The following is a 26,428-nucleotide window of genomic DNA, read 5'->3' as shown; positions in this document are numbered from 1 at the left end:
CATTGACCCATGCCGTCATCCCCGGCGGAGCGAAGCGCAGACCCGGGATCCATTCCGGAACGCCGATCAATGAGGTTCAAGAATGGATTCCGGGTCTCCCTTCGGTCGCCCGGAACGACGGCAGGCATGTCATTGAGCGCAGGATCGAGCGCCCATGACCCGCTCGACCTGGCTGAAGCTCGCGCCCTATCTCTTCACCATCGCCTTCTTCGCGATCTGGGAGATCGCCTGCAGGGCGCTGTCGATCTCGAGCTTTGTACTGCCGCCGCCCTCGGCGGTGTGGGGCGCGCTGGTGCAGTACCAGAAGCCGCTCTACACCAATGCCTTCCATACGCTCTGGATGACCTCGCTTGGCTTTGGCCTGTCGATCGTGTTCGGGCTGGGGCTCGGCCTGCTGGTCGGCTCATCGAAGCTGATCTATGCTGGCCTCAACCCGCTGCTGGTCGGGTTCAACTCGATCCCCAAGGTCGCCGTGGTACCGATCCTGGTGATCTGGTTCGGCGTCGGCTGGCTGCCGCCGGTGCTGACCGCCTTCGTGATCTCGTTCTTCCCGATCGTGGTCAATGTCGCGACGGGCCTGGCCACGATCGAGCCCGAGACCGAGGATGTGCTCAAGGCGCTTGGTGCCAGCCGCTTCGACATCATGACCAAGGTCGGGATCCCGCGCTCGCTGCCCTATCTGTTCGGGGCGCTGAAGGTCTCGATCACGCTGGCCTATGTCGGCTCGGTGATCGGCGAGCAGAACGCCTCCAATCTCGGCCTTGGCAACCTGATCACGCGGGCCTCGGCCGATTTCAACGTGCCGCTGATCTTCGCCGCCCTGATCGTGCTGGCCGTGCTCGGGGTGTTTCTCGTGGCGATCGTCGACCTCGTCGAAAACCGGATGACCGGCTGGGCCAAGCGTTCGCAGATGGGGAATGTGTGAGGCTTTCGTCATTGCGAGCGCAGCGAAGCAATCCAGAGTCGTAGAGCGAGACCGCTGGATTGCTTCGCTGCGCTCGTAATGACGACGAGGTGACAGAATAGAGCGTCCTGCTTATCGTGCCGCGCCTTTTCCGCCGGACCCGACAGCTTGATCCTTCCCGAATTCCGCGACTACGACGCGCTGCGTGCCCAATTCCACTGGGCCATCCCCGAGCGCTACAACATCGCCGTCGATATCTGCGACCGCTGGGCTGCCATCGACCCTGGGCGCACCGCGATAATCGAGGTGTCGCAGGACTGGCAGGCGACCCCGGTCAGCTTCGGCCATTTGCGCGCGCAGTCGAACCGGCTCGCCAATGCGCTGCGGGCGCACGGCATCGCGCGGGGCGACCGGATCGCGATCCTGCTGCCGCAGGGCAGGGCGGTGCTGACCGCACATCTGGCGGCCTACAAGCTCGGCGCCATCGCCGTGCCGCTGGCGGCCCTGTTCGGCGTCGATGCGCTGGCCTATCGCCTGGGCGATGCCGGGGCGAGGGTGCTGATCACGGATGCGGTCGGGCTAGCCAAGGTCGGGCAGATCACAGAACCGCTGCCTGAGTTGGCGCTGACGGTCTCGACCGACGGCGCGCAAGGGTCGGCGCTCGGCTGGGACAGTCTCCTGTCGGCGGCAAGCCCCGACTTCTCGGCCGTCGATACCAGCCCCGACGATCCGGCGCTGATGATCTACACCTCCGGCACGACCGGCAATCCCAAAGGGGCGCTGCATGGCCACCGCGTGCTGCCGGGCCATCTGCCGGGCGTGCAGATGCCGCACGAGTTCATGCCGCAGCCCGGGGATCTCGCCTGGACGCCGGCGGACTGGGCCTGGGCCGGCGGGCTGCTCAACATGCTGCTGCCCGCCCTGCATTTCGGGATCGCGGTTGTGGCGCGCCCGGTGACGCGCTTCGAGCCGGAGGAGGCGTTCCGGTTAATGGCCCAGATGAGCATCCGCAACGCCTTCGTGCCCCCAACCGCGCTCAGGATGCTGCGCAGCGTCGAGCGGCCGCGCGAGCGCTTCGACCTGAAGCTGCGCACGGTCGCGGCCGCGGGCGAAGCGCTCGGCGCGGAGACGCTGCATTGGGGCCATGAGGCGCTGGGGCTGACCATCAACGAGGCCTATGGCCAGACCGAATGCAATCTCGTGCTGGCCTCCTGCGCGGCGATCGGCGTCAGCCGGCCCGGCTTCATAGGCAAGGCGGTGCCGGGGCATGAGGTGGCGATCATCCGACCGGATGGTTCGGTCTGTGCGCCAGACGAGGAGGGGCAGATCGCGGTGCGCCGCCCCGACCCCGTAATGTTCCTCGGTTATTGGAACCGTCCCGAGGCGACTGCGGAAAAGTTCGTCGGGGACTGGATGACCACCGGCGACCAGGGCGTGCGGGATCGCGACGGATATGTCCGCTTCATCGGCCGCGACGACGACGTCATCACCTCGTCGGGCTATCGGATCGGGCCCGGCGAGATCGAGGACTGCCTGCTGAAGCATCCTGCCGTCTCGCTCGCCGCCGTTGTGGGCAAGCCCGATCCCTTGCGCGCCGAGATCGTCAAGGCCTTCGTCGTGCTTAAGGCGGGTCTTGAGGGCTCGCCGGCGCTGGTAGAGCAGCTGCAGGGTTTCGTGCGGGCACGGCTCTCGGCCCATGAATATCCGCGCGAGATCGCCTTCCGCGACGAGTTGCCGTTGACCACGACGGGGAAGATCATAAGACGCCTGCTGCGCGCCGAGGGGTGAGGGCAGCACAAGGCGTCATTCCGGGGCGGCCCCGGAGAGGCGAGCCCGGAACCCATAAACTCGGATAGTGCCGATGAAGCGCGAGGGGCGCTCGCGTCGTCTTGTGGCCGTCGTGTTTATGGGTTCCGGGCTCTTCGCTGCGCGAAGCCCCGGAATGACGGTTGCATCGTCAAACCCTCTCGGCGAGCCCAGTATCATTGGCGGCAGGGCGATGCGTCTGCCCGAGAAACGCCGCCCAGAGCCGCTGGACCACGGCCGCGTCGATGTCCTTGACGATCAGGACGAGCCGCGAGCGCTCGTCGTCGTCGGGCCAGGCGTCAAGGAGGAGCGGTGGGTGCATGATCTGCTGCACGGCATGGACCAGCAGCGGCTGGCCGGGATGCTCGACCAGCGCCACGAGCCCCTTCAGCCGCAGCAGTTTCGGACCATGGGTCGAGCGCAACAGCGTCCAGAACAGGTCGAAGGTTGCTTGGGCGATGGGGGCGTCGGCGGTCAAAGTGAAAGCGCGGATGCTGTCGTCGTGCCGGTTCACATCGTGATGGTGGCTATGGCCGTGATGGTGATCGTGGCCATCGACGCTGCCCAGGGCCTCATGCGCCAGCCATTGGCTCAGGGCGGCGGGTCGTGAAGCAAGGTCGTAGAGGCCGGCTCCGACGAGCGCCTGCGCCGGTGCATCGGGTGATAGCAGGACGATGCCGGGGTTCAGCGTCTCCAGCCGCTCGCGCAGTTCCGCGACGGCCTTGGCGTCGGAAGCGAGATCGGTCTTGGTCATGACGATGCGATCGGCCGCGATCACCTGCTTTCGCGCCTCGTCATGGGCGTCGAGCGTCGCCATGCCGTTGATGGCATCGACAAGGGTCACCACGCCGTCGAGCCGGAAGCGCATGGCGAGATAGGGGTGGTTGATCAGGACGTTGAGGATCGGCGCGGGATCGGCGAGCCCCGTGGTCTCGATCACGACGCGTTCGAACGGGACGATCCGGCCATTGTCTTGGCGGCGCAGCAGGTCCTCGAGCGTGACGATCAGATCGTCGCGGATGGTGCAGCACAGGCAGCCCGAGGCGAGCAGGATCATGTTCTCCTCGATGCCCTCGATCATCAGGTGGTCGAGCCCGATCTCGCCGAATTCGTTGACGATCACCATGGTCCCGGCGAGCGCGGGATCCTTGAGCAGGCGGTTGAGCAGCGTCGTCTTGCCGGCGCCCAAAAAACCGGTCATCAGAGTAAGCGGAATGGGCTGCGGTCGTGATAGGGGGGCGGTCATCGTCGCGCTTCTCGAAGGTCACGCCGCCGCCAGCGGGCGTCGCTTTTGTTCCAGTATTACATTGGCCATGATCGCCGCGACCACAAGGGCGCCGCCGGCATATTGAGGCGCGCCGACGCGTTCGCCGAGCACGATCGTCGCCAGCAAGACGGCGAAGACGGGCTCGGCGCAGAAGGCTAAGCCCGCCGGGCCGGGAGCGACCCGGGCCAGAGCCATGACCTGCAGAACGAAGCCGATCAGATAGCCGCCGAGCGTTACGGCCACCGGTCCCGGAGCCAAGGCCAAGACGGACGGTGGCAGGAAGCCCCCCGTCAGCAGCAGCACCACGGTCGTGACCGGCAGGATGATCAGATGCGACCAGAACAGTTTCGGCAGCAGCGGCACGCCGGAACTGGCGGAGCCCGCGAAGAACTGGGTTGCGGCGAGGAGGCTGGCGGCCATGGCCAGCGCCAGTCCGCGTGGATCGAGTCCGTTCCAATCCGGCCCGACCACCATCGCCACGCCGATGAAGGCCGCGATTGCGATCAAGAAGCGATCCAGGCGGAAGCGGACCGGTGTCAGCAAAGGCTCGGCGAGTACGATCAGGACAGGGAAGGTGTAGAAGACCACCGCCGCGACGGTTACGGGCAGGAAGGCGACCGACGAAAGATAGGCCGAGCCGACGAGCGCGCTGGTGATGCCGAAAAGGAGCAGCGCCCCGCGCTCTCCACGCGGCGCCGACAGCGTGGCACGCCAGAGCAAGGCAGCGCCCGCGACCAATGCGAGCATGATGAAGACACGATAGAAGACGAGCAGAGGGCCGCTGATCCCGACGGCGCCCGCCAGTTGCGCGCTGACGATGTTGGTGCCGAAGGCGGCCGCCGAGCATAGGGCCAGGGCGATGCCATGCCGCCGCGTCGTGCTGGCCTGCTCCGGGTTCAAGCGGCTGCGCTCAGGCGTCGTCGCTGGGCTTGGATTTTACTTTGGTCTTTACAGCCGGTTTGGCGGCGTGCGGCTTCACGGCTGCCTGCGACGGCTTGGCTTTCACGGGCTCGACCTTCTGCGAGGACGGCTTCGCGAGCAACGGTTTGGCGGGCAGACGGGCCGAGGGCTTGATGCCGGCCGCTGCGCCCGGACGCAGGCTGGTCGTCGTGGCGCCGGACTGCATCGCGCCCTGAAGGCGAAGCGGCGATTCGGATCCAGCGTCCTGCGCCTCGCCTGCGCCCGTGGGCGCGAAGGCCGTGGTCGCACCCGGGATGGCGCCATTGCCCGAGCTGGTGCGCCGCGCGTCGCTGAACAGACCGGGTGCCGTGCCGCCGAACAGGCCGCCGACCACCGGCGCACCCGGTGCGATCACAGGTGTGGCGCCGCCGCGTGCGATCTGGGTATCGGGCTTGCCGGTCACATTGGCGGCCAGCGGCGCGGACGCCGAGCCGGGCGTACGCCCGAAGGCGACCGGAACCGGCATGGTTTCGGCGCGGGGGCCGAGTATGATCCGGCCCGACGGAGAGCGGGTCAGAACGGGACTGGCCACCGGGGTCGCAATGGCTGCAGCCGAGCGCATCCCTCCGTCGTTGGAGTTGCCGCCGATATCGCCGGCCGCCTGATGGGCGATCGGTCCGGAGGTATCGACATCGTCCGCGAGTGCCGCACCGCCGCCCTTGCGCCGGACATCGTCGCACACGCTGTAGGCACGACCGCCCGTGCCGGCGGGCAGGCTGGCGACGCTCGTGCCGAACCCGCCCCATTTGCCGAAGCCGTCATCGAGCAGTTGTGCCGCCTTGACCGTGCGCTCCGCGCCAGAGAGTGCGCCGAGCACGACCGCGATCAGGGTCCGGCCGCCGCGTGTGGCCGTGGCGACGACATTGAAGCCCGAGGCGCAGACGAAGCCAGTCTTGAAGCCGTTGATGCCGGAATAGCGGCCAACGAGCCCGTTGGTGTTGTGCAGAACCTGCTTGCCGAGCTGGACCGAAGCGGTGTTCCAGTAGTCGGCATAATCGGGAAATTCGCGCATCAGCGCCATGGCGAGCACGGCAAGATCGCGCGCGCTGACCTGCTGGTCGGGATGGTGCCAGCCATTGGGATTGACGAAATGGCTGTCGCGCATCCCCAGACGAGCCGCTTCCGCATTCATCATGCCGACGAAAGTCTCGACGTCGCCGCCGACACCTTCGGCGATGACATAGGCGATGTCGTTGGCCGACTTCACCATCATGATGCGCAGCGCGTTATCGAGCGTGATCTCCTGCCCGGCCTTGATGTAGACCTTGACGCGCGGCTGGCTGGCGGCGCGCTTTGAGGCCGGGATCGGGGTCTCGAGTCCGAGACGGCCCTCGCGCACGGCTTTGAGGGCGAGATAGGCCGTCATCATCTTGGTTGTGGAGGCAGGGTGCCAAGCCTGGACCGCGTTTTCGCTGGAAAGAACCTGTCCGCTCGCGGCGTCGACCACCAGGCTGGCGCCGGCCATTGCCGGGGCAGTCGCGGCGAGACCGAAGACAACGGCGGCGGCTAGACGAAATCGGATCATCGGGCTGGTCTTGAACCTGTCTGGGTGAGGCGTCGAACGAGACGGGTTCAACGCGACGCGTGCGGCAATTTCGAGACGGCCGGGACGATCGGTCCAGCCATTGACGCATACCTACCCCCGACGCAGCGATTTGCCTAGCCGGGACGGCAGGTCCAAAAGCCTTGACCACCATTCCTGCGCCCCGTCCGGACCGAAACCCGCGTGAGCCTTGCCCTTCTCTGGATACCCGCGACGATCGCGGCCTCACTGCTGCAGACGGCGCGGAACCTCACGCAGCGCTCGCTGACGGAGGTGATCGGCGTCGTCGGCGCGACGCAGGTTCGCTTCCTGTTCGGCCTGCCCTTCGCGCTGCTGTTCCTGGTGCTGGTGTGCCTGGCGAGCAACCGGGCGCCGCCCCAGATCGGCCAGGGCGCGCTGGCCTTCACGCTCTGGGGCGCGCTGACGCAGATCGCTGCGACGGCCCTGATGCTGGCTGCGATGCGCGAGCGCTCGTTTTCGGTGACGACGGCCTACACCAAGACCGAGCCGGTGCAGGTCGCGATCTTCGGCGCACTGCTGCTGGGTGATGCGCTCAGCCTGCCCAAATTCGCCGCCATCGCGGTCGCGACGGCGGGCGTCGTCGTTGTCTCCTGGAAGCCGGGCGAGAAGCTGACGGCCGCGGGCCTGCGGCCGGCCCTGCTGGGCATCGGGGCCGGCGCCTTCTTCGCGTTCTCGGCGATCGGCTTTCGCGGTGCGATCCAGGCGCTGCCGGAGGGCGGTTTCTTTATCCGTGCCACGACGATCCTGGCGCTCGGCCTGACGTTGCAGACGGTCGTGCTGACGCTCTACATGCTGGTCGCCAACCGGCCGGCGCTGATCCTGAGCCTGCGCAACTGGCGGCGGTCGCTGTCGGCCGGTTTCCTCGGGGCAGCGGCCTCGCAATGCTGGTTCATCGGTTTTTCGCTGACCAGCGCAGCGAATGTCCGCACGCTGGCGCTGATCGAGGTACCGCTCGCGCAGATCGCCTCACGGCGGATCTTTGCCGAGGGGACGAGCCGCCGAGAGATTCTCGGCATGGCGATGATCGTGGGTGGGGTTGGCGCTTTGCTCCTGCTGGCGATCTGAGAGTGGTCCGCATCATGGTCCCTCTTTCCGTGCACTCCGGAAATGCGCAGGTGCCGGCTTGCAGGGCGAGCTTGCGAAGCGCAATTAGACTGAAAAGTTCGGGTTTTAGGGAGAGAAAGCCATGAGCGCTGCGATCGTCGGTTGGGCCCATACGCCGTTCGGCAAGCAGGATGCCGAGACCATCGAGAGCCTGATCGTGCGGGTCGCCACCGAGGCGCTTGTCGATGCCGGCATCACCGCCGACCAAGTCGACGAGATCGTGCTTGGCCACTACAACGCCGGCTTCTCGGCCCAGGATTTCACAGCCTCGCTCGTGCTACAGGCCGATCCGGCGCTACGCTTCAAGCCGACCACCCGCGTCGAGAATGCCTGCGCCACAGGCTCCGCCGCCGTTCATCAGGGCGCACGCGCGATCCGGGCTGGCGATGCCAAGATCGTGCTCGTCGTCGGCGTCGAGCAGATGACGAAGACGCCGTCGGCCGATATCGGCAAATTCCTGCTCAAGGCCTCGTATCTCGCCGAGGACGGCGAGACGATAGGCGGCTTTGCCGGCGTCTTCGGCAACATCGCCGCCTCCTATTTTCAGCGCCATGGCGACCAGTCGGACGCGCTCGCGATGATCGCGGCCAAGAACCACAAGAACGGTGTCGAGAATCCCTATGCGCAGATGCGCAAGGATTTGGGCTTCGAGTTCTGCCGCAACGAGAGCGAAAAGAACCCCTATGTCGCCGGCCCGCTGAAGCGCACCGATTGTTCGCTGGTCTCGGACGGAGCGGCCGCGATCGTGCTCGCTGATACCGAGACCGCGATGGGATTGCGCCGCGCCGTCGGTTTCCGCGGCGCCGCCCATGTCCAGGATTTCCTGCCGATGTCGAAGCGCGACATCCTGAAGTTCGATGGCTGCGCGCTGGCCTGGAAGCAGGCGCTGGGCGAGGCAGGTATCGCACTCGGGGACCTGTCCTTCGTCGAGACGCATGACTGCTTCACCATCGCCGAACTGATCGAATACGAGGCGATGGGCCTGACCAGGGAAGGCGACGGTGCGCGCGCCATCAAGGAAGGCTGGACCCAGAAGGACGGCAAGCTGCCGGTCAACGTCTCGGGGGGACTCAAGGCCAAGGGGCATCCGATCGGCGCGACCGGCGTCTCGATGCATGTGCTCAGCGCCATGCAACTGACGGGTGAGGCGCCCGAGGGGATGCAGGTGCGCGACGCCAGGTTGGGCGGAGTCTTCAACATGGGCGGGGCCGCGGTGGCGAACTATGTTTCCGTGCTCGAGCGGATCAAGTGATGCGCGCGACGTGACCGTCTTCTTCGCGCTGCTGCCGGCCTATTTTCTCTCGATTTTCTACCGGTCGTTTCTGAGCGTCATCGCCGATCCGGTGATGAGCGATCTCGCGATCGGCCCGCGCGAGTTCGGGTTTCTGGGCGCGGCCTGGTTCATCGCCTTCGCGGTTTCGCAGTTCCCGATCGGCTGGGCGCTCGACCGGCTCGGGCCGCGGCGGACGGTTGCGGCGGCGATGGCGATCGGCTCCTTCGGCGCTTTCCTGTTTGCCAGCGCGACGAGTGCTGCGGCCGGCACCCTGGCGATGGCGCTGATCGGTATCGGCTGCGCGCCGATCTTCATGTCGGCGCTGTTCCTGTTTGCGCGGACCACGGCGCCGGCGCGCTTTGCCTTCCTCACCTCGGTCTTCATCGGGCTCGGCTCGCTTGGAAACCTCGTCGGCGCGGCGCCGCTGGCGATCGCGGCAGCGCGTTTCGGTTGGCGGACCTCGATGCTGACGATGGCCACCTGCTTTGCGGCGGCGACGCTGTTGGCGGCGCTGTTGCTGCGCGACCCGCCGCGTGCCGAGCAGGCATCGGGCAAGACCGAGGGGCTGATCGAGGGACTAGCCAGCATCGTGCGCCTTAAGCCGCTCTGGCTGCTCGCGCCGATCACGCTGACGGGCTACGCCGTTCTGGCGACGGTGCGGGGCCTCTGGATCGCGCCGTTCATGAGCAGCGTGCACGGCTTCAACGCCGTCAGCGCCGGCAATGCCGCGACCGCGATGGCGCTGGCCATGGTTGCCGGTGCCTTCTTTTATGGCGGACTGGAAAAGGTCGCGGGGCGGATCAAACCGCTTGTCCTGTGGGGCACGGTTGCGACGGGTTTCGCCTTCGCGCTGCTGGCGCTGGCGGGTTCGGCTTCGGCGGTGTTGGCGATCGTCGTGCTTTCGGCGATCGGCGCGATCGGCTTCACCTATGCCATCCTGATGGCACATGCGCGCCTGTTCTTCCCGCCGCATCTGCTTGGACGCGGCATGACGGCGGTGAATTTCCTGTTCATCGCGGGCGCTGCGCTCGTGCAGTCCGGTTCGGGCTGGTTCATCGCGGCGCAGCGTGGCGCCGGCCTCGACGCGGCGGCGACCTTCGCCAGTCTGCATTGGCTTTTCGCGGCCCTGCTGCTTGTCTCGGCCGCGGTTTATGCGTGGGCGCCCGAGCGAGCGGAGGGCTGAGCACGGAGCCGCTGTTTCTGCCGATCGCGGATAGCCAGGCTTGCGCAAAAGCCGCATAAGTATTACCTTTTTGATCAAGTAATACTGGAGGTGACATGGCAACCACTGTTACAAGCAAGGGTCAGGTTACAATTCCTAAAACAGTGCGGGACCTGCTCGGCATCCAGCCGGGCAACGCAGTGGATTTCCGAATGGAAGCCGATGGTCAGGTCGTGCTGACAAAGGTCACGGGCGCGGCGGCCGTCGATCCGATCGACAAATGGCGCGGCAGCGCCGCGCCGGGACCGAGCACTGACGACATTATGGCGATGTCGCGCGGCGAGCCGTGACGACGACGCTCGTCGATTCAAACGTCTTCCTGGACCTGATTACCAACGATCCGGATTGGGGTGGTTGGTCGACGGGCCGACTGCGCATGGCAATGAAGACCGGCCGATTGGCTATCGTCGATGTCGTATATGCAGAGCTTTCGGTCGGGTTCGACGATGTCGAAACGCTCGATGCGATGCTGGCTGATTTCAAAGTCGCGATCGGTTCGATATCGAAGCCGGCTCTGTTCATGGCAGGCAAAGCGTTCGCCCGCTATCGCGCGGCTGGAGGACTGCGCACCGGTGTCCTCCCCGACTTTTTTATCGGCGCGCAGGCCGTCGAGCTGGGGCTGCCGCTGCTGACGCGCGACGCAAAGCGCTACCGGACCTATTTTCCTTCGATCGTACTGATTACCCCCTGAGATCGGACGCCGTTCAAGCCTCCCCCGGTCCCCGCGCCAGAATCGCGAGCGCGTGCACGCCGTCGGCGAGTTCCTGAGCCAGGGCGGCATTGACGAGGCGGTGGCGCTCCAGGCGGCTCTTGCCGGCAAAGGCCTCGGACACGATATCGACCCTGAAATGGGTTTCGCCGCCTTCGCGCCAGCCGCCATGGCCCTGATGCTGGTGGGATTCGTCTATGACATTCAGGCGCTTCGGCGACAGGGCGGCTTCCAGCTTCTTGATGATCCGTTCAGCCATTCCGGTCATGATCGCGACATTGTCCTGATGATGTTGGCCTGACGAGCGTCGTCCGACGATCGTTCGACCGGCGTCGGCGGGCGGGACATGCGATCTTTGCATGTTGCGCCGCACTTGCCGGTTTCCCCTTCGAGTCTCATAACCGTTCGATCATGAACTTCAACTCGCGCCTGTTCGACCGCATCAGGATCGGCCCTTCCGAGGCGGAAGCGGTCGAGGACATTCCTGCCACGGCCTGCGACCATCCCGGCTGCAAGCGGCCGGGCGAATTCCGCGCGCCCAAGGGGCGGGGCCGGGAGGGCGAGTTCTTCCGGTTCTGCATGGATCATGTGAAGGCCTACAACGCGACCTACAACTATTTCGCCGGGATGGATGACGCGGCGCTGCAGGCTTATGCCAAGGATGATGCGATCGGCCATCGCCCGACCTGGAAGCTCGGCGTGAACTCGAAGGCAGCGCGCATGTCGCAGCGCGGCCGCGTCGCTGGCGGCAAGGAAGAGCCGGACGTCCAGGACGCCTTCAACATATTCGGTGCACGCCGGACACAGGCCGCCGCCAATCCCGAGCCGCGCGTCGGCGTGGTGGCACGCAAGGCGCTCGACACGTTGGGCCTCGACGACACGGCCGATTCGGTGGCGATCAAGGCGCGCTACAAGGAACTGGTGAAGCGCTTTCATCCGGACGCCAATGGCGGCGACCGCTCGCGCGAAGGCACGCTTCAGGAGATTCTGAAGGCGTATGCGCAGTTGAAGTCAGTCGGGATGGCTTAGGATCGCGCTTGTCGTTCCGGGGCGGCTCGAAGAGCCGAACCCGGAACCCACGACCGGGTGATGCCATCCACGCCCAGTCGATCGCGCTCGCCCGGTGGTGGGTTCCGGGTCCTTCGCTGCGCGAAGTCCCGGAATGACAAGCGGGTTACCGCTCTTTCGCCGCCAGCCCCGCGACATCGGCGATGATGCCGTCGAGCTCGAAATTCTTCGGCGTATAAACCGCAGCTACCCCCATGTTGCGTAGCGCGTTCTCGTCGTCGGGCGGGATGATGCCGCCGACCACGACCGGGGTGGTCATGCCCGCGACCCGCAGCCGAGCCGTGACATCGCGTACCAGCGGCAGATGCGAGCCCGACAGGATCGAGAGCCCGATGATGTCGGCTTTCGTCTCCTGCGCCTGGGTGACGATCTCCTCGGGCGTCTGGCGGATGCCGCCATAGCTCACCGCCATGCCGGCATCGCGGGCGCGGACTGCGATCTGCTCGGCGCCGTTGGAATGGCCGTCGAGGCCAGGCTTGCCGACGAGGAAGCGTGGGGGACGGCCGAGCTTTTCGGTCGCGCGGGCGACGGCGGCCTTGACCGTGGCGAGGTCGGAATTGTCGCCGAGCTTGCCGGTATCGACGCCGGTCGGAGCCCGGTACTCGCCGAAAATCTCGCGCAGGGTCTGGGCCCATTCGCCGGTGGTGACGCCGGCCTTGGCGCAGGCGATCGAGGCCGGCATGACGTTTCGCGCTTCCTTCGCCGCAGAGGCGAGTTCGGCGAGCGCGGCTTCCGAGGCCTTGGCGTCTCGGGTCGAGCGCCAGGCCTTGAGCCGGCCGATCGCCTCCAACTCGACTGAATCCGGCACGGTGACGACATTGCCTTCGCCGGCCGAGAGCGGGGAGGGCTCGCTATTGGTGAACTTGTTGACGCCGATGACGATCTGCTCGCCGCGCTCGATCGCCTCGATGCGGCGGGCGCCGTTCTCGACGAGCGCCTGCTTCATGTAGCCGGTCTCGATGGCGGCGAGCGCGCCGCCCATGTCGTCTATCTTCGCCAGTTCTTCCAACGCGGCCGCCTTGAGCTCGGCGACCTTGGCGTCGATCACGGTGGAGCCGTCGAAGATGTCGCCGAATTCGAGCAGGTCGGTCTCGTAGGCCAGCACCTGCTGCATCCGCAGCGACCATTGCTGGTCGAAGGGCCGCGGCAGGCCGAGCGCCTCGTTCCAGGCGGGAAGCTGTACGGCGCGAGCGCGGGCCTTCTTGGAGAGCGTCACCGCCAGCATCTCGATCAGAATGCGATAGACGTTGTTCTCGGGCTGCGGTTCGGTGAGGCCGAGCGAATTGACCTGCACGCCATAGCGAAAGCGGCGCATCGCATCGTCGGCGACGCCGTAGCGGCCAAGCGTGATCTCGTCCCAGAGTTCGACGAACGCGCGCATCTTGCAGAGCTCGGTGACGAAGCGCATGCCCGCATTGACGAAGAAGGAGATGCGCCCGACGACCTCGGGGAATTCCTCGGCCGAGACCTCGGGCCGGGCCCGGATCGAGTCGAGCAGCGCGATCGCGGTCGCAAGCGCGAAGGAGAGTTCCTGCACCGGCGAGGCTCCGGCCTCCTGCAGATGGTAGGAGCAGACGTTGGTCGGGTTCCATTTCGGCAATTCGCGGGCCGTGAACACGACGATGTCGGTGGTCAGCGCCATCGAGGGGCGCGGCGGGAAGACATAGGTCCCACGCGAGAGGTATTCCTTGACGAGGTCGTTCTGGGTCGTGCCCTGCAGAAGGTGGCGCGGCGCGCCCTGCTCGTCGGCGACCGCGATGTAGAGCGAGAGCAGCCAAGCCGCCGTCGCGTTGATCGTCATCGAGGTGTTCATCTGGGCAAGCGGGATATCGGCGAAGAGCGCCCGCATGTCGCCGAGATGGCTTACGGGCACGCCGACCTTGCCGACCTCGCCGCGCGCCAGCACATGGTCGGGGTCGTAGCCGGTCTGCGTCGGCAGGTCGAAGGCGACGGAGAGCCCGGTCTGACCCTTGGCGAGGTTGTTGCGATAGAGCCTGTTGGACTCCGAGGCGTCGGAATGGCCGGCATAGGTGCGGAAGATCCAGGGCTTGTCGCGCGGTGTGGGCTTGTCTCGTGACGCGGATTTGTCGCCGATTGGGCCGATGGCGTTCATGGCCGCTCCCCCTGCCGTTTCACCCTCGAACATATGCAATCTCAATGTTGCACTGCGGGGTCAATAACGCCAGAGCCGGGCGAATGTCGCTTGCGACGTTAGGCTATGGAGACTTGCGCAACAGCTTCAGTTGCGGCCTTCCGGCAGGCGCGGGAGCGGCATGAACTCGACGCCCTCCTCATGCAGCATCCGGGCATCCTCGGGCGTGGCCTCGCCATAGATGGCGCGGCTGTCGCTCTCGCCATGATGGATCTTCAGGGCCTCGTCGGCGAAACGCTTGCCGACGTTTTCCGCGTTCGTGGCGACATGCTGGTGCAGCGCCGCGAGCATGGCGCGCATGGCGACGTCCTTCTCGCTGATCAGGGCGAGGGGAGCCGGCGCCGGGGTGGCCGGGGCCTCCGTCACGGTCGGGCTTTCCTCGGCAGGCGCGGCGATGGCCTGTCTGCCGCGGTCGGTGCGGGCGACGTTGGGCGCCATGATGGCGCGCTCGACCTTGGCGCTGCCGCAGACCGGGCAGGCGACGAGGCCGCGCTTCGCCTGCTCGTCGAAGCCCGCCGAGGTGGAAAACCAGCTTTCGAAATCATGGGTGTGGTCGCAGACCAGGGCGTAGCGGATCATCGCGGTCCAATCGGGCGACTGGCCGCCGCAGTCCCGGCAGATATGTATGTACCGGGCAGGTGCAAGCGCCTCATGCCGCCAGAAGCTTGTCGAGTTCGCCGCGCCTGTCGAGCGCATGGATGTCGTCGCAGCCGCCGACATGCTTGTCGCCGATGAAGATCTGCGGCACCGAGGTGCGCCCGCCGGCCTTTGCGGTCATGGCCCGGCGCAGCTCCGGCTCGCCGTCGACGTCAATCTCGTCATAGGCGGCGCCCTTGCTGTCGAGCAGCGACTTTGCTTCCTTGCAGTAGGGACACCAGGAGGTCGTGTAGATCGTCACCGGAGGCATGGCGGGTTCCGCGATTGTTGCAGCGCACCTCAATATAGGGTGCTGTCATCCATCCGTCACGACCCTCGCGAAGATCAGCACGTCGACAGCGCTTGCGCCTGCCCGCAGCAGGGCGCGGGCGGCGGCGTTGGCGGTCGCGCCCGTCGTCAGCACGTCGTCGACGAGCAGGATGCGGCGACCCTCGATCAGAGGCCGGTTGGGTGGTGGGACCCTGAAGGCGCCCTGCAGGTTGTCGGCGCGCTGGGCCCGCGTCAGGCCGACCTGCTGGCGTGTGCGCTTGACGCGCGACAAGGCGGCCGGCGCGAGCCTGACGCCGCTCTCGCGCGCCACGATGTTGGCCAGCGCCGCCGACTGGTTGAAGCGACGGCTCCACAGGCGGGTGCGGTGAAGCGGCACGGGCACGATCAGGTCGGCCTCGGCCAGCAGTTCGCGCCCTGCCCGGGTCATCATGCGCCCGAGCGTCAGCGCCAGTTCGAGGCGGTCGCCGTATTTCAACCGGTGGACGAGGTCGCGCGCCGTGCCGTCGAAGCGGCAGACCACTCTTGCCCGGGCGAAGACCGGAGGATCGGCGATCGCGGCCGGCGAGACAAGCCCGGCGCCGAGATCGACCGCGAAGGGCGTGCCCAGCCGTTCGCAGTAAGGGCGCTCGATGAAGCCGATGCCGGACCAGCAGGCAGCGCAGAGCGCCTGCGCCTCGCCGGTCGCGGCATGGCAGGCGACGCAGCTCGGTGGATAGATGACCCCGATCGCTGCCTGGAAGCCGTCCCGCAGCATTCGCCTGCCATGGCCAAGCAGGCGGGAGCGCATCGCGGTGTCTGGAAAGAATGACCTCTTCGATGGCATTTCGCCGAGACGGATTATCTTCGCCTGTTCTTCCGTTTGGATCATCCAACCATTCTGATGCAAGCCGCCGTTTGCGACCCTGTCATCTTCGCCGCGGGCTCCTATCTGAGGGCGATGCGAGGCATCACTCGTCATGAGTCCGACCACATATCCGATTGTCCGGCCCACGCCTCGCCGACCGACGCCAGCCGTCATCCGAAGGATCGATCCATGAGCCCATCCGGCGACAAGACCCCCGCTTTATTCACGCCGCTTCGCATCGGCGACATCGAACTCAAGAACCGCGTCGTGATGGCGCCCCTGACGCGCAACCGTGCGACGAAGGGGGATGATGCCCCCAATGCGCTGAATGTCGAGTATTATCGCCAGCGCGCGGGCGCGGGCCTGATCATCACCGAAGGCACGCAGGTCTCGCAGCAAGGCCAGGGCTATGTCTGGACACCAGGCATGTACAGTGAGGCCCAGCTCGCCGGCTGGAAGGCAATCACCGAGGCCGTTCATGCGCAGGGCGGCAAGATCGTCGCTCAGCTCTGGCATGTCGGGCGCGTCAGCCATGTCTCGCTGCAGCCGGACAACGAGGCCCCGGTCGCGCCGTCGGCGCTCCAGGCCAAGACCAAGACCTATATCGAAAGCGGCTTTGCCGAGGTCTCCACCCCGCGCGAACTGGCGAGCGAGGAGATTCCCGCCATCATTGCCGAATTCGTCGAGGCGGCAGAGATCGCCAAGCAGGCCGGGTTCGACGGCGTCGAACTGCACGGCGCCCATGGCTACCTGATCGACCAGTTCCTGCGCGACGATTCCAACACGCGCACCGATGCCTATGGCGGCTCGGTCGAGAACCGCGTGCGCTTCGCCATTGAGGTCGTCGAAGCGGTGGCCAAGGTGTTCGGCAAGGGCCGCGTCGGCATCCGCATCTCGCCCGTGAGCCCGGCCAACGATGCGCGCGACAGCAATCCGCAGGCGCTGTTCCTGCATCTCGTCGAGCGGCTCAACGAGACGGGCATCGCCTTCATCCATGTCGTCGAGGGCGCGACACGCGAGGCGCGCGACTATCTGACCTTCGACTATGCGCCGCTGCGCAAGGCCTTCAAAGGCGTCTATATTGCTAATAACGGCTTTACGCGCGAGCTTGCGATCGAGGCCGTGGAATCCGGCGCCGCCGACGCCGTCGCTTTCGGACGCCTGTTCATCGCCAATCCCGATCTCGTCGAGCGGCTGGAGCAAAACGCGCCGTTGAACACGCCTGTCGTCGAGACCTTCTATGGCGGCGACGCCAAGGGCTACACTGATTATCCTGCGCTCACCGGCTCGGGAGCGACGGCGGCCTGATCGCGCAGCGTCTCGCAGGGGCGGGGATCGCGATCATCCCCGCCTCTTGCCGGCCGGTGCGAAAAAGCGGTTGCGGAGCCGAGCGGCTGCGACTAAAGAAACGCCCTCGACCAGCGCGGACTACCTGCGCTGCGAGTTATGCTCCATTCGTCTATCGGTTAGGACGCTGGCCTCTCACGCCGGAAAGAGCGGTTCGATTCCGCTATGGAGCGCCACAACTGGGCTGTACCGTGATCCGGCCCGCAGTTGTTGCCGGAGGCACTGTCGCCGCTTCAATCTCCCATCCGATGCTCTTGATAATCCGGGTTCACCTGCGCTCGCGCGGTCACGAGAGCCGCCGGTCGCGGAGGTCGAGGATTCTTTCGCAGATGGCGTGATGCTCAGCGAGCAGGGTCTGCAGGGGCGTCTGAGGTCGGAAAGCCCGCGTGTCCTGGTCCCATTCGGATTCTTCGATCCAGGCTTCGATCGCCTCCTGCGCAGCTTTGATATGGATTTCCGCCGGGGCGGCGGCTTCCTCGCCCGACTCCTCCGCGATCCTGAGCGCGATCGCCTGTCGAAGCGTCTGTTCCCGGTCGAGAAGCGGCTCGAGTTCGTTCGTGTATGCCATGGGATCGCGTTCCGGCTGCTGCCGGCATAAAGCGGCTTCCCGCCATCATTGGCCGGTAAGGCTGGCCTTGTCGATGACGTCAGAGGTCAAACATACGACCCCATCCCCTGACCGCGCCGGCGTCGATGCCCGCCGCCTTCAGAGCTGCCCAGACGCCGGCTGCGGTCGAATCGATGACGGGGAGGCCGGTTTCGGCCTCGATCTGCGCGATGGCCGGGGCGCCGTTGAAGTTCGTGCAGAAGATGACGACCGCCTGGGGAGCGCCGTCGCTCGCGGCGGCGCGCGCCATTCCGGCGATCTCGTCGGGGGCCACCGCGCCATAGGAGAAGTTGTCGCTCAAGCCGGCATGGCGCTCGCCGGCGAGTTCAAAGCCCTTTGCGGCGAAGCTCGCGATGCTCCTGGCCTGTCCGTCCTGGGTATAGGGCGTCACCAGCGCGATCCGAGTGACGGAGAGCCGGCGCAGCAGGTCCAGCGTCGCCAGCGCGGCGGTCACGGCGGGAATGCCGGTCTCAGTGGCGATGTCGGCGCAAAGGCGATCGTCAATGTCGAAGCCATGATCGCCGCCCTTGGAGCCGTTCCAGCAGATCGCGCCGGGCTGGGCATGGCTCAGCAGTTGCGCGGCCTGCAGCATGACCGGCCAGTCATAGGGGCCCGCCGCCGCCTTGTCGGGGCTGGTGTCGCCGAAGACCGGGATGCGTGTGAACAGCGGAACGACGCCGGCAAGGTCGGCGCAGATCGCCTGCGTCACCCGCTCGACCGTCCGGTTGCCCGACGGGACGATCGTTGCAATGGCGATTTCGGCTGTCATGTCGGCAGGCTCCAGGTCGGTGCGCGCCATTCAAGATCAGTTCGCCGGGATTCGCGAGGCCTATGGCAGCGGCGCGAGAACTCTTCGAGGTGCCGGTCGTCGGCACGGTGGAAGCGGATATTGCCGCTGTCGGCAGGACGCCGAGGCTGAGGTTTGCCGGCGGTAGGCAGGGCCGGAGCGGCTGGTCGGAGTGTTAGACCCCGACCGAACAGGTCTGCCCGCCATCGACCGGCAGGCAGACCCCGGTGATGAACTTCGCCTCGTCGGAGGCCAGGAAGACCGCTGCGTGGGCGATGTCCCAGGCCGTGCCCATCTTGCCCATGGGCACGAGGGCATCGCGGGCCGCGACCATCTCCTCAGTCGAGGCGTATTGCCCCGAAATCTGTTTGTAGATCATCGGGGTGTCGATCAGGCCCGGCATGATGCAGTTCGCCCTGATGCCCTGCCTTGCATATTGCATGGCGAGCGCGACCGTCGCCTGGTTCACGGCGGCTTTCGTCGCGTAATAGGCGAAATAGGGGTAGCCGACCCAGCGGATCGCGGCGATCGACGAGATGTTGACGATGGCGCCGCCGCCGCCGGCCAGCATATGCGGGATCACCGCTTTCGAGCAGCGGTAGACCGGGCCGAGATTGAGGTCGATCGCCGCCTTGAACTGCTCCTCGGAGAGCTCGACCGGCCCGCCCATATGGGTGACGCCGACATTGTTGTGCAGGATGTTGATCCGGCCGAAGCGCGTCATCGTCGCAGAGACGACGGCGTCGATCGAGGCCTGCTGCGTGACGTCGGCGGCCAGCGCGATGGCGATGCCTCCCTCGCCCTCGATGATCCCGGCGGTCTCATCGGCGGCCGCCTGGCTGATGTCGATGCAGGCGATGCGGGCGCCCTCGCGGGCGAAAGCGACGGCGGCGGCCTTGCCGTTGCCCCAGCCGGCGCCGGAGGAACCGGCACCGAAGACGATGGCGATCTTGCCCTTCAGGCGGTCGGCCATGGTGGTTTTTGCTCCGTCCAATTTCCAGTGTCATTCCGGACAAGCGGCGAAGCCGCGCCGATCCGGAATCCATCGTCAAGCGCCGTGCCCTACGATGGATTTCGGGTCTTCGCTTCGCTGCGCCCGGAATGACGGCGCGTGTTGGAATCGATGAGCCTCAGCTCAGTGTGCTGCCGACTGCCTTCTCCAGGATCGCCCAGGCCTCGTCGCCGTATTTCTTCTTCCAGTCGGCATAGAAGCCGGCCTTGCGCAGCGCCTCGCGGAAGGGGGCGGCGGGCGCCTCGTTGTAGACCATGCCTTTGGCGACGAGGTCGTCCTTGAGGTTGGCGTTGAGCTTGGCCACGTCGGCACGCTCCAGCATCGCGGCGGCGTTGAGGTTCTTTGCGACGATCGCGCGCAGATCCTCCGGAAGGCGCTCCCAGGCGCGCTTGTTGCCGAGGAACCAGAAGCCGTCCCACATGTGGTTCGTGCCCGAGAGGTATTTCTGCACCTCGAACAGTTTTGCCGTCGAGATGATGGCCATCGGGTTTTCCTGCCCGTCGACGATCTTGGTCTGCAGGGCGGTGTAGACCTCCGCAAAATTGATGCTGGCGGGGGCCGACTGGAAGGCAGTGTACATCGAGGTCCAGAGCGGCGAGACCGGCACGCGGATCTTCATGCCCTTGAGATCGTCGGGGGTGGCGATCGGTCCCTTCGAACTCGTGGTCTGGCGGAAGCCGTTGTCCCAGATCTTGTCCATGACGACGAGGTTGGCCTTGGCGATCTGGCCGCGGACATAGGCGCCGAGTTCGCCGTCCATGGCTTTCCAGACGGCGTCGTAGTTCGGGAAGGCAAAGCCGATGCCGCTGACCGAGGCGTTGGGGACGAGCGTCGAAAGGATCAGCGGCGACAGCGTGAAGAACTCGACGCCGCCGGAGCGGACCTGGCTCAGCATGTCGGTGTCGGAGCCGAGCTGGTTGTTCGGGAAGACCTGGATGACGACGCGGCCCTTGGTCTCGTCCTTGATCTTCTCCATCGCCTCGTTTGCGCGGATGTTCATCGGGTGCGCGACAGGCAGGTTGTTGGCGTATTTATAGGTGAATTCGGCGGTCTGGGCCTGCGAGCGGCCGATGCTGAATGTGCCGATGGCGCCAGCGGCGGCGGTCCCCTGCAGCAGGGTGCGGCGTGAGATGGTCATGGTCATTTCTCCCTGGGTCGTTTGTTTTTGGTCGCGTCGAAACGTTTTCAGCTGAACGTCATTCCGTCACCCTCGCCGTCATTCCGGACAAGCCGCAAAGCGGCGCCGATCCGGAATCCATCATAAGGCAAGACGGTGCCTTGCGATGGATTCCGGGTCTCCGCTTCGCTGCGCCCGGAATGACGGATACGGGGGTGTGAAAAGCTGCTGCCATCCCTAAAGCACCCATGTCGATAGGCCGGGGATCACCGCAATGATGACAAGGCCGGCGAGCAGGGCGATCAGATAGGGCCAGATCGCGCCCATCGCGTCGTCGGGCGAGACGTTGCCGATCTTGCAGGCGATGTAGAAGCCGATGCCGATCGGCGGCGTCATCAGGCCGATGTTCATCGCGGTGACCACCACCATCGAATAGTGCACGTCGTTGATGCCGAGATTCTTGGCGATCGGGAACATCAGCGGCGCCATCAGCACGATCGCCGGCAGGCCCTCCAGAACGCAGCCGAGGATCATGAAAACGACGATGGTAACGGCCATGAAGGTGAGCCAGCCGCCGGGCAGGCCGACCATGACATTGGCGAGATCGCGGGCAAAGCCGGTCTGCGTCAGCGCCCAGGCCATGGCGAGCGCGGTGCCAAGGATCATCAGGATCGCGCCCGAGAGCGCGGCCGTCTCGACCAGCATGGCGTAGAACTTCTTCCAGCCGATGCCGCCATAAAGCACGATGCCGACGATCAGCGCGTAGAGCACGGCGATGGTGGAGACTTCGGTCGCGGTTGCGATGCCGCCGCCGACCGCGCTGCGGATGATGAAGGGCAGGATCAGCGCCGGGCCGGCGATCAGCGCGGTCTTGCCGATGAAGGCGGCCGGGGCGCGGCGCACGCCCTTCATGTCCTCCTTGCGCGCTTTCCAGCGCGCCAGCACCGCCAGCGCCAGCAGCAGCACCATGGCGATGGCGAAGCCCGCATTGAACAGGCCCGCGATCGAGACGCCGGCGACCGAGCCGAGCACGATCAGTACGATCGAGGGCGGCACGGTGTCGGCCATCGCCGCGCCCGTCGAGAGCAGCGCGATCAGTTCCTTGGGCTGGTAGCCGCGCCGCTTCATCTCCGGGAAGAGGGCCGGGGCCACGGTCGCCATGTCGGAGACTTTCGAGCCCGAGATGCCGGAGACGAGGAAGAGCGATCCGAGGAGGACATAGGACATGCCGGCGCGGACATGGCCGAGCATCGAGGCGAGGAAATCGACGATCGCCTTGCCCATGCCGGTGGCGTCGAGGATGCAGCCGAGCATGACGAAGATCGGCACCGAGAGCAGGATGATGCTCGACATGCCCTCGTCCATGCGGCCGACCATCACGATCATCGGCACGCTGGTCGAGAAGGCGAGGAAGCAGAGCGTCCCCATCCCGAAGCAGAAGGCGATCGGCACGCCGGCGACGAGGCACAAGGTCACCACGCCGACGAGGAAGATCAGGATGTTGAAGTAGCCGAGCCCCTTCAGCGCCGGCATCAGCAGCCAGAAGGCCCCCGCCGCAACCGCGATGATCGCGGCGGCGAGCAGCAGGTCCGTCAGGCGCGAGGTCCTGACCGCATGGCGCAGCGCCAGCAGCGACATCAGGATGATGCCGACGCTCAGCGCCGAGACGCGCCAGCTGTTGGGGATGTTGAGCGCCGCCGAGGTGACGAAGCTCTCCTCGATCGCATAGTCGATCGCGGGATAGATCATCGCCAGCAGGAAGGTCGCGACCACGAGCAGCGCCAGCGTCTGGACGAATTCGCTCAGGCGCCTGGGCATCATGCCGACGAAGAGGCTGAGCCGCAGATGCTCGTTGCGGTCGATCGCGATGGCCGAGCCGAGCATGGCGAGCCAGAGGAATGAGATCGAGGCGACCTCGTCGATCCAGATCACCGGCAGCGAGAAGACGTAGCGCGAGGTCACGCCCAGCAGCAGGACGCAGATGATCAGCGCAACGAGAGCTGCCGCGACGATCTCGACGGGGCGCATGATGGCGGAGCCCGGACGGACATCCTCCGCACCGATCGCGCCCTGCGGCAAGGCGATGCTGTCGGCAACGTCGACCATGGCGCCGGCCTAGATCCGGCTGGCCGCACAGGCCGCGATTGCGGCGGGCGGCGCAGTCGGATTCGCACCCGCAAGGCGGGTCGCCTGTAACGACATGGTCCTGATCCTCCCATTCGCGCCGATCTTATGCTTGTTGATCAGCTTTCGACGCGGTCCACACTGTGATTGGCATCACGTCCGGACGGGCGGCAGATTACACGAGGCAAACCGCATTGCAATCCGCAAAGGGTGCCACTACGCTTCCTTCCTAAGAATAGGGTCCAGATCATGGACCTGTCGAGGATACCAAGGTGGAGCAACTCCCGGAAGCGCGCGCCGAGCTGTCGGGCTCGCAGAGCGTCGATCGCGCCTTGCAGCTGCTGGCATTGATCGGGCGCGAGCCGACGGGTGGCCTGCCTTTGAGCGCGATCGTCCTGCAGAGCGGGCTCAACAAGCCGACGGCGCGGCGACTGCTGCTGGCGCTGATGCGGGCCGGTCTCGTCGAGCAGGAGCCTGAAACGCGGCAGTACTGCCTTGGCGAGGAGGCCTTCGTGCTCGGCGTACTCGCGGCGCGCCGGCACGGGCTGCTCGAACTCGCCATGGAGAGCCTGCGGCGCCTGTCGGAGGTGACCCGCGATACAAGCTTCCTGTCGGTGCGGCGCGAAACCTATACGGTCTGCCTGCATCGGGAGGAGGGGACCTATCCGGTTCGGACCCATGCCCTCCAGAGCGGCGACCAGCATCCGCTGGGCGTCGGCGCCGGCTCGCTCGCGCTTCTGGCGGCGCTACCCGACGATGATGTGGACCGCGTCATGACCGCCAACGAGCCGACGTTGCTAGCCCGTTATCCCGGTTTCCCGCCGCCGCAGCTGAAGGCCGATATCGCGCTGACCCGCGCGCAGGGCTTCTCGCTCAACCCCGGCCGGCTCGTCGCCAGTTCCTGGGGGATCGGTGCTGCTTTCCGCTATCCCGACGGACACGTCGCCGGTGCTTTCAGCCTGGCGGCGATCGACAGCCGCATGCTGCCGGACCGGCAGAGCGAGCTTGCCGCTCATCTCGCCAAGGAGGTGGCGCGGATGGAGCGGCTGCTGGCGCAGATGTTCGGATCCAAGCGCGTGCCCGGCGAGCGGTCCTTGCCGCCGCTGCGCGCGAATGCCGAAACCAGGAGTGCCTGACGTGACAGCATCCCCATCCAGCGTACCCAAGGGCGGGCTCGCGCCGATGTCGAAGCGGGTGATGAACCTCGCCCATATCGCCAGCCAGAATTCGCGCCGGCATGGCGACAAGCCGGGGTTTATCTGGGGCGAGCGGGTGCTGAGCTGGCGCGAGATCGATGCACGCGTCTCCGCCTTGGCCGCCGGCCTCGCGTTGCGCGGGATCGGCAAGGGCGACCGGATTCTCATCCACTCCAAGAACTGCGACACCATGTTCGTCTCGATGTTCGCCGCCTTCCGGCTGGGGGCAGTGTGGGTGCCGACGAATTTTCGGCTGCTGCCCGACGAGGTCGGCTATCTCGCCACGTCCTCGGGGGCCAGGGCGTTCATCTGCCACGGCGATTTCCCGGCACATGCCGCGGCCGTCGCCGCATCGAGCCCGGCGCCCGACTTCATCTGGCGGATCGGCGACGGGGATTTCGGCGAGGACGATGCCGATGCCGTGATCGCGCGCCATGCCGGCGAGAGCGTCGCCAACGCCGCGGTCGGGCATGACGATCCGTGCTGGTTCTTCTTCACCTCCGGCACGACCGGGCGTTCCAAGGCCGCCGTGCTGACGCATGGCCAGATGGGCTTCGTGGTGACGAACCATCTCGCTGATCTGGTGCCCGGCGCGACCGAGGCCGACGCCTCGCTTGTGGTCGCGCCGCTGTCGCATGGAGCGGGCGTGCACCAGCTGGTGATCGCGGCGCGCGGCGCGCCCTCGATCCTGCTGCCGACCGAGCGCTTCGACATCGACGAGGCCTACCGCCTGATCGCGAAATACCGGATCAGCAACATCTTCACCGTGCCGACGATCCTGAAGATGCTGGTCGAGCATCCTGCCGTCGATGCGCACGACCATTCGAGCCTGCGCTACATCATCTATGCCGGCGCGCCGATGTATCGCGAGGACCAGAAGGCGGCGCTCGCAAAGCTCGGCAAGGTCATCGTGCAGTATTTCGGACTGGGCGAGGTGACCGGCAACATCACCGTGCTGCCGCCAGCGCTGCACGAGCCGGAGGACGGCCCTGATGCCCGCATCGGCACCTGCGGCTACGAGCGCACCGGCATGGAGGTGCAGATCCAGGATGATGACGGCACCGTGGTCGCGCCCGGGGTGCAGGGCGAGATCTGCGTCATCGGTGTCGCCGTCTTCGCCGGCTATTACGACAACCCCGAGGCCAATGCGAAGTCCTTCCGCAATGGCTGGTTCCGCACCGGCGATCTCGGCCACATGGACGAGCAGGGCTTCGTCTACATCACCGGCCGGGCGTCGGACATGTACATCTCCGGCGGCTCGAACATCTATCCGCGCGAGATCGAGGAGAAGATTCTGACCCATCCCGCCATCGCAGAGGTCGCGGTGCTCGGCCTGCCCGATCCGGTCTGGGGCGAGATCGGCGTCGCGGTCTGCGTGCCGCGTGCGGGCGCCACCGCGAGTGAGGCCGAGATCGCCGAATTCCTGTCGGCGAAGATCGCGCGCTACAAGATGCCCAAGCGCTTCTTCTTCTGGGAGGCGCTGCCGAAATCCGGCTATGGCAAGGTGCCCAAGCGCCTGGTGAAAGACGAGCTGGAGGCGCGCGGAGAGCTGGAATGGCTGCGGAGCCCCAAATCGTGAGGCGGATCGCGCAACCTGGACCCGCCGGGCCCGAGCGCATCCAGTGGGTCGAGAGCCATGGCCTGCGCTTCGATATGCAGCTGCAGCCGGGGCTGACGCTGCTGGAATCGGTCCGGCGGAGTTTTGCGGCGGCCGGCTTCACCAGCGGCGTGGTACGGGTCGAGGGGCTGGCGCTCTCGCCCTTCGCCTATGTCATGCCGGCGCTGTCGAAAACGCCCGAGCATGCGGCCTTCTACAGCGACATCTTCCGTCCTGCCGGCATCGCGCGCGTCGAGACCGGCACGATGACCTTCGGCGTGCGCGACGGCGCGCCGTTCTTCCATTGCCATGCGCTCTGGACGGAGGCCTCTGGCAAGCGCAGCGGCGGGCATATCCTGCCCGACGAGACGACGGTGGCGGAGGCGATCACGCTGCCCGCGGTCGGGCTCGACGGGGCGGGTTTTGCCGCGAACCCCGACCCCGAGACCAATTTCAAGCTGTTCGGGCCGGTCCGGGCCGAGCTTCTGGGCGCGACGCGGGAGGGGCGGTTCTTCGCCGTGCGGGTGCTGCCGAACATCGATCTCGCCACGGCGCTGGAGCAGTTCTGCCGCGAGCGCGGCGTGGTGCGCGCCACGATCCATGGCGGCGTCGGCAGTACGATCGGTGCGCGCTTTGACGATGGCAGGGTGGTGGAGAATTTCGCCACGGAGGTCGCGATTGAGGCCGGCCATGTCGTGATCGAGGTAGGGGAGGCTAAGTCGGAGATCGACGTGGCGCTGGTCGATTATACCGGCGCGATGGCGCAGGGCCGGCTGCAGCGCGGCGACAATCCGGTGCTGATGACGTTCGAGCTGGTGCTGGAAGCGGGGTAGCACGCGAC

The 26,428-nt window shown here is 66.3% G+C and carries 25 protein-coding genes and 1 tRNA gene; 13 read left to right on the top strand and 13 right to left on the bottom strand.

Translation table 11 applies throughout. The features are described 5' to 3' along the window. Positions 1-154: 154 nt before the first annotated feature. Positions 155-925 carry an ABC transporter permease gene (locus AXW83_RS14195; protein ID WP_066614522.1) on the top strand — a complete coding sequence of 257 codons (771 nt, stop codon included), beginning with the start codon at positions 155-157 and terminating at the stop codon, positions 923-925. A gap of 150 nt (positions 926-1,075) precedes the next feature. Beyond that, positions 1,076-2,692 carry an AMP-binding protein gene (locus AXW83_RS14190; protein WP_066620507.1) on the top strand — a complete coding sequence of 539 codons (1,617 nt, stop codon included), beginning with the start codon at positions 1,076-1,078 and terminating at the stop codon, positions 2,690-2,692. Between the two features lie 169 nt (positions 2,693-2,861). Here the strand turns inward: AXW83_RS14190 and AXW83_RS14185 are convergent, their stop codons facing one another. Genes AXW83_RS14185 through AXW83_RS14175 form a run of 3 tightly spaced genes read right to left on the bottom strand, consistent with a single transcriptional unit; the run spans position 2,862 to position 6,462 of the window. Then, positions 2,862-3,956 (bottom strand): CobW family GTP-binding protein, encoded by a 1,095-nt coding sequence (locus AXW83_RS14185; protein WP_066614520.1) that lies wholly within the window; start codon positions 3,954-3,956, stop codon positions 2,862-2,864. An 18-nt stretch (positions 3,957-3,974) separates the two neighbouring features. Then, complete coding sequence (locus tag AXW83_RS14180; RefSeq protein ID WP_066614519.1) at positions 3,975-4,877, bottom strand: EamA family transporter; 903 nt, start codon at positions 4,875-4,877, stop codon at positions 3,975-3,977. Between the two features lie 10 nt (positions 4,878-4,887). Beyond that, positions 4,888-6,462 (bottom strand): D-alanyl-D-alanine carboxypeptidase family protein, encoded by a 1,575-nt coding sequence (locus AXW83_RS14175; RefSeq protein WP_082767130.1) that lies wholly within the window; start codon positions 6,460-6,462, stop codon positions 4,888-4,890. A gap of 201 nt (positions 6,463-6,663) precedes the next feature. Between AXW83_RS14175 and AXW83_RS14170 the strand changes: the two genes are divergently transcribed. The 5 genes from AXW83_RS14170 (at position 6,664) to AXW83_RS14155 (ending at position 10,791) form a co-directional block, all read left to right on the top strand. Further along, positions 6,664-7,566 carry a DMT family transporter gene (locus AXW83_RS14170; protein WP_066614517.1) on the top strand — a complete coding sequence of 301 codons (903 nt, stop codon included), beginning with the start codon at positions 6,664-6,666 and terminating at the stop codon, positions 7,564-7,566. 121 nt (positions 7,567-7,687) lie between these two features. Next, on the top strand, positions 7,688-8,857 hold the full coding sequence (locus tag AXW83_RS14165; protein ID WP_066614516.1) for an acetyl-CoA acetyltransferase: 1,170 nt from the start codon (positions 7,688-7,690) through the stop codon (positions 8,855-8,857). A gap of 10 nt (positions 8,858-8,867) precedes the next feature. Continuing rightward, complete coding sequence (locus AXW83_RS14160) at positions 8,868-10,061, top strand: MFS transporter (protein ID WP_066614515.1); 1,194 nt, start codon at positions 8,868-8,870, stop codon at positions 10,059-10,061. A 95-nt stretch (positions 10,062-10,156) separates the two neighbouring features. Continuing rightward, positions 10,157-10,390, top strand: coding sequence for an AbrB/MazE/SpoVT family DNA-binding domain-containing protein (locus tag AXW83_RS26570; protein WP_082767128.1), 234 nt, complete (start codon positions 10,157-10,159; stop codon positions 10,388-10,390). After that, positions 10,387-10,791 (top strand): type II toxin-antitoxin system VapC family toxin, encoded by a 405-nt coding sequence (locus AXW83_RS14155; RefSeq protein ID WP_066614514.1) that lies wholly within the window; start codon positions 10,387-10,389, stop codon positions 10,789-10,791. Before AXW83_RS26570 ends, AXW83_RS14155 begins: the two co-directional genes overlap by 4 nt. Before the next feature lie 13 nt (positions 10,792-10,804). On the opposite strand, the gene AXW83_RS14150 is transcribed toward AXW83_RS14155, so the two are convergent. Continuing rightward, positions 10,805-11,068, bottom strand: a complete 264-nt coding sequence (locus AXW83_RS14150; protein ID WP_066620505.1) for a BolA family protein — start codon at positions 11,066-11,068, stop codon at positions 10,805-10,807. A 152-nt stretch (positions 11,069-11,220) separates the two neighbouring features. On the opposite strand from AXW83_RS14150, the gene AXW83_RS14145 reads away from it, so the two are divergent. After that, positions 11,221-11,838, top strand: coding sequence for a DnaJ domain-containing protein (locus tag AXW83_RS14145; RefSeq protein WP_066614512.1), 618 nt, complete (start codon positions 11,221-11,223; stop codon positions 11,836-11,838). Between the two features lie 145 nt (positions 11,839-11,983). On the opposite strand, the gene AXW83_RS14140 is transcribed toward AXW83_RS14145, so the two are convergent. From AXW83_RS14140 to AXW83_RS14125, 4 genes are all read right to left on the bottom strand, one after another. Continuing rightward, a complete protein-coding gene (locus AXW83_RS14140) occupies positions 11,984-13,990 on the bottom strand; it encodes a protein meaA (protein WP_066620503.1) in 2,007 nt (668 codons plus the stop codon). Positions 13,991-14,116: 126 nt separating this feature from the next. Beyond that, positions 14,117-14,608 (bottom strand): DUF1178 family protein, encoded by a 492-nt coding sequence (locus AXW83_RS14135; protein ID WP_066614511.1) that lies wholly within the window; start codon positions 14,606-14,608, stop codon positions 14,117-14,119. A gap of 70 nt (positions 14,609-14,678) precedes the next feature. Beyond that, a complete protein-coding gene (grxC, locus tag AXW83_RS14130) occupies positions 14,679-14,936 on the bottom strand; it encodes a glutaredoxin 3 (protein WP_066614506.1) in 258 nt (85 codons plus the stop codon). A gap of 45 nt (positions 14,937-14,981) precedes the next feature. Continuing rightward, a complete protein-coding gene (locus AXW83_RS14125; protein WP_066620501.1) occupies positions 14,982-15,743 on the bottom strand; it encodes a ComF family protein in 762 nt (253 codons plus the stop codon). Between the two features lie 246 nt (positions 15,744-15,989). Here AXW83_RS14125 and AXW83_RS14120 point away from each other — a divergent pair, with 246 nt between their 5' ends. Both AXW83_RS14120 and AXW83_RS14115 read left to right on the top strand, forming a co-directional pair. Further along, positions 15,990-17,108, top strand: a complete 1,119-nt coding sequence (locus AXW83_RS14120; protein WP_066614504.1) for an alkene reductase — start codon at positions 15,990-15,992, stop codon at positions 17,106-17,108. Positions 17,109-17,248: 140 nt separating this feature from the next. Next, a tRNA-Glu gene (locus AXW83_RS14115) sits at positions 17,249-17,323 on the top strand. Between the two features lie 110 nt (positions 17,324-17,433). Here AXW83_RS14115 and AXW83_RS14110 read toward each other — a convergent pair. The 5 genes from AXW83_RS14110 to AXW83_RS14090 form a co-directional block, all read right to left on the bottom strand. Continuing rightward, positions 17,434-17,715, bottom strand: coding sequence for a hypothetical protein (locus AXW83_RS14110; RefSeq protein WP_066614502.1), 282 nt, complete (start codon positions 17,713-17,715; stop codon positions 17,434-17,436). Between the two features lie 79 nt (positions 17,716-17,794). Next, positions 17,795-18,523, bottom strand: a complete 729-nt coding sequence (locus tag AXW83_RS14105; protein WP_156640053.1) for a maleate cis-trans isomerase family protein — start codon at positions 18,521-18,523, stop codon at positions 17,795-17,797. 193 nt (positions 18,524-18,716) lie between these two features. Continuing rightward, the gene (locus tag AXW83_RS14100; protein ID WP_066614499.1) at positions 18,717-19,514 is read right to left on the bottom strand and encodes an SDR family NAD(P)-dependent oxidoreductase; all 798 of its coding nucleotides are present in this window, start codon (positions 19,512-19,514) and stop codon (positions 18,717-18,719) included. Positions 19,515-19,671: 157 nt separating this feature from the next. Beyond that, positions 19,672-20,691: a TRAP transporter substrate-binding protein gene (locus AXW83_RS14095; RefSeq protein ID WP_066620499.1), complete on the bottom strand. Its 1,020-nt coding sequence runs from the start codon at positions 20,689-20,691 to the stop codon at positions 19,672-19,674. A 216-nt stretch (positions 20,692-20,907) separates the two neighbouring features. Continuing rightward, positions 20,908-22,776, bottom strand: coding sequence for a TRAP transporter large permease (locus tag AXW83_RS14090; RefSeq protein ID WP_082767127.1), 1,869 nt, complete (start codon positions 22,774-22,776; stop codon positions 20,908-20,910). 290 nt (positions 22,777-23,066) lie between these two features. Between AXW83_RS14090 and AXW83_RS14085 the strand changes: the two genes are divergently transcribed. The 3 genes from AXW83_RS14085 to AXW83_RS14075 are packed head-to-tail and all read left to right on the top strand — an operon-like array spanning position 23,067 to position 26,420. Then, positions 23,067-23,930, top strand: coding sequence for an IclR family transcriptional regulator (locus AXW83_RS14085; RefSeq protein WP_066614497.1), 864 nt, complete (start codon positions 23,067-23,069; stop codon positions 23,928-23,930). Between the two features lie 46 nt (positions 23,931-23,976). After that, positions 23,977-25,569 carry an acyl-CoA synthetase gene (locus AXW83_RS14080; RefSeq protein WP_066614496.1) on the top strand — a complete coding sequence of 531 codons (1,593 nt, stop codon included), beginning with the start codon at positions 23,977-23,979 and terminating at the stop codon, positions 25,567-25,569. Continuing rightward, on the top strand, positions 25,566-26,420 hold the full coding sequence (locus AXW83_RS14075) for a PPC domain-containing DNA-binding protein (protein WP_066620495.1): 855 nt from the start codon (positions 25,566-25,568) through the stop codon (positions 26,418-26,420). The genes AXW83_RS14080 and AXW83_RS14075 overlap by 4 nt, the downstream gene beginning before the upstream one ends. The last annotated feature ends 8 nt before the right edge of the window (positions 26,421-26,428 follow it).

This window comes from Bosea sp. PAMC 26642 (assembly GCF_001562255.1).
Lineage (GTDB): Bacteria > Pseudomonadota > Alphaproteobacteria > Rhizobiales > Beijerinckiaceae > Allobosea.
This window is presented reverse-complemented; position numbering and strand designations above follow the sequence as displayed.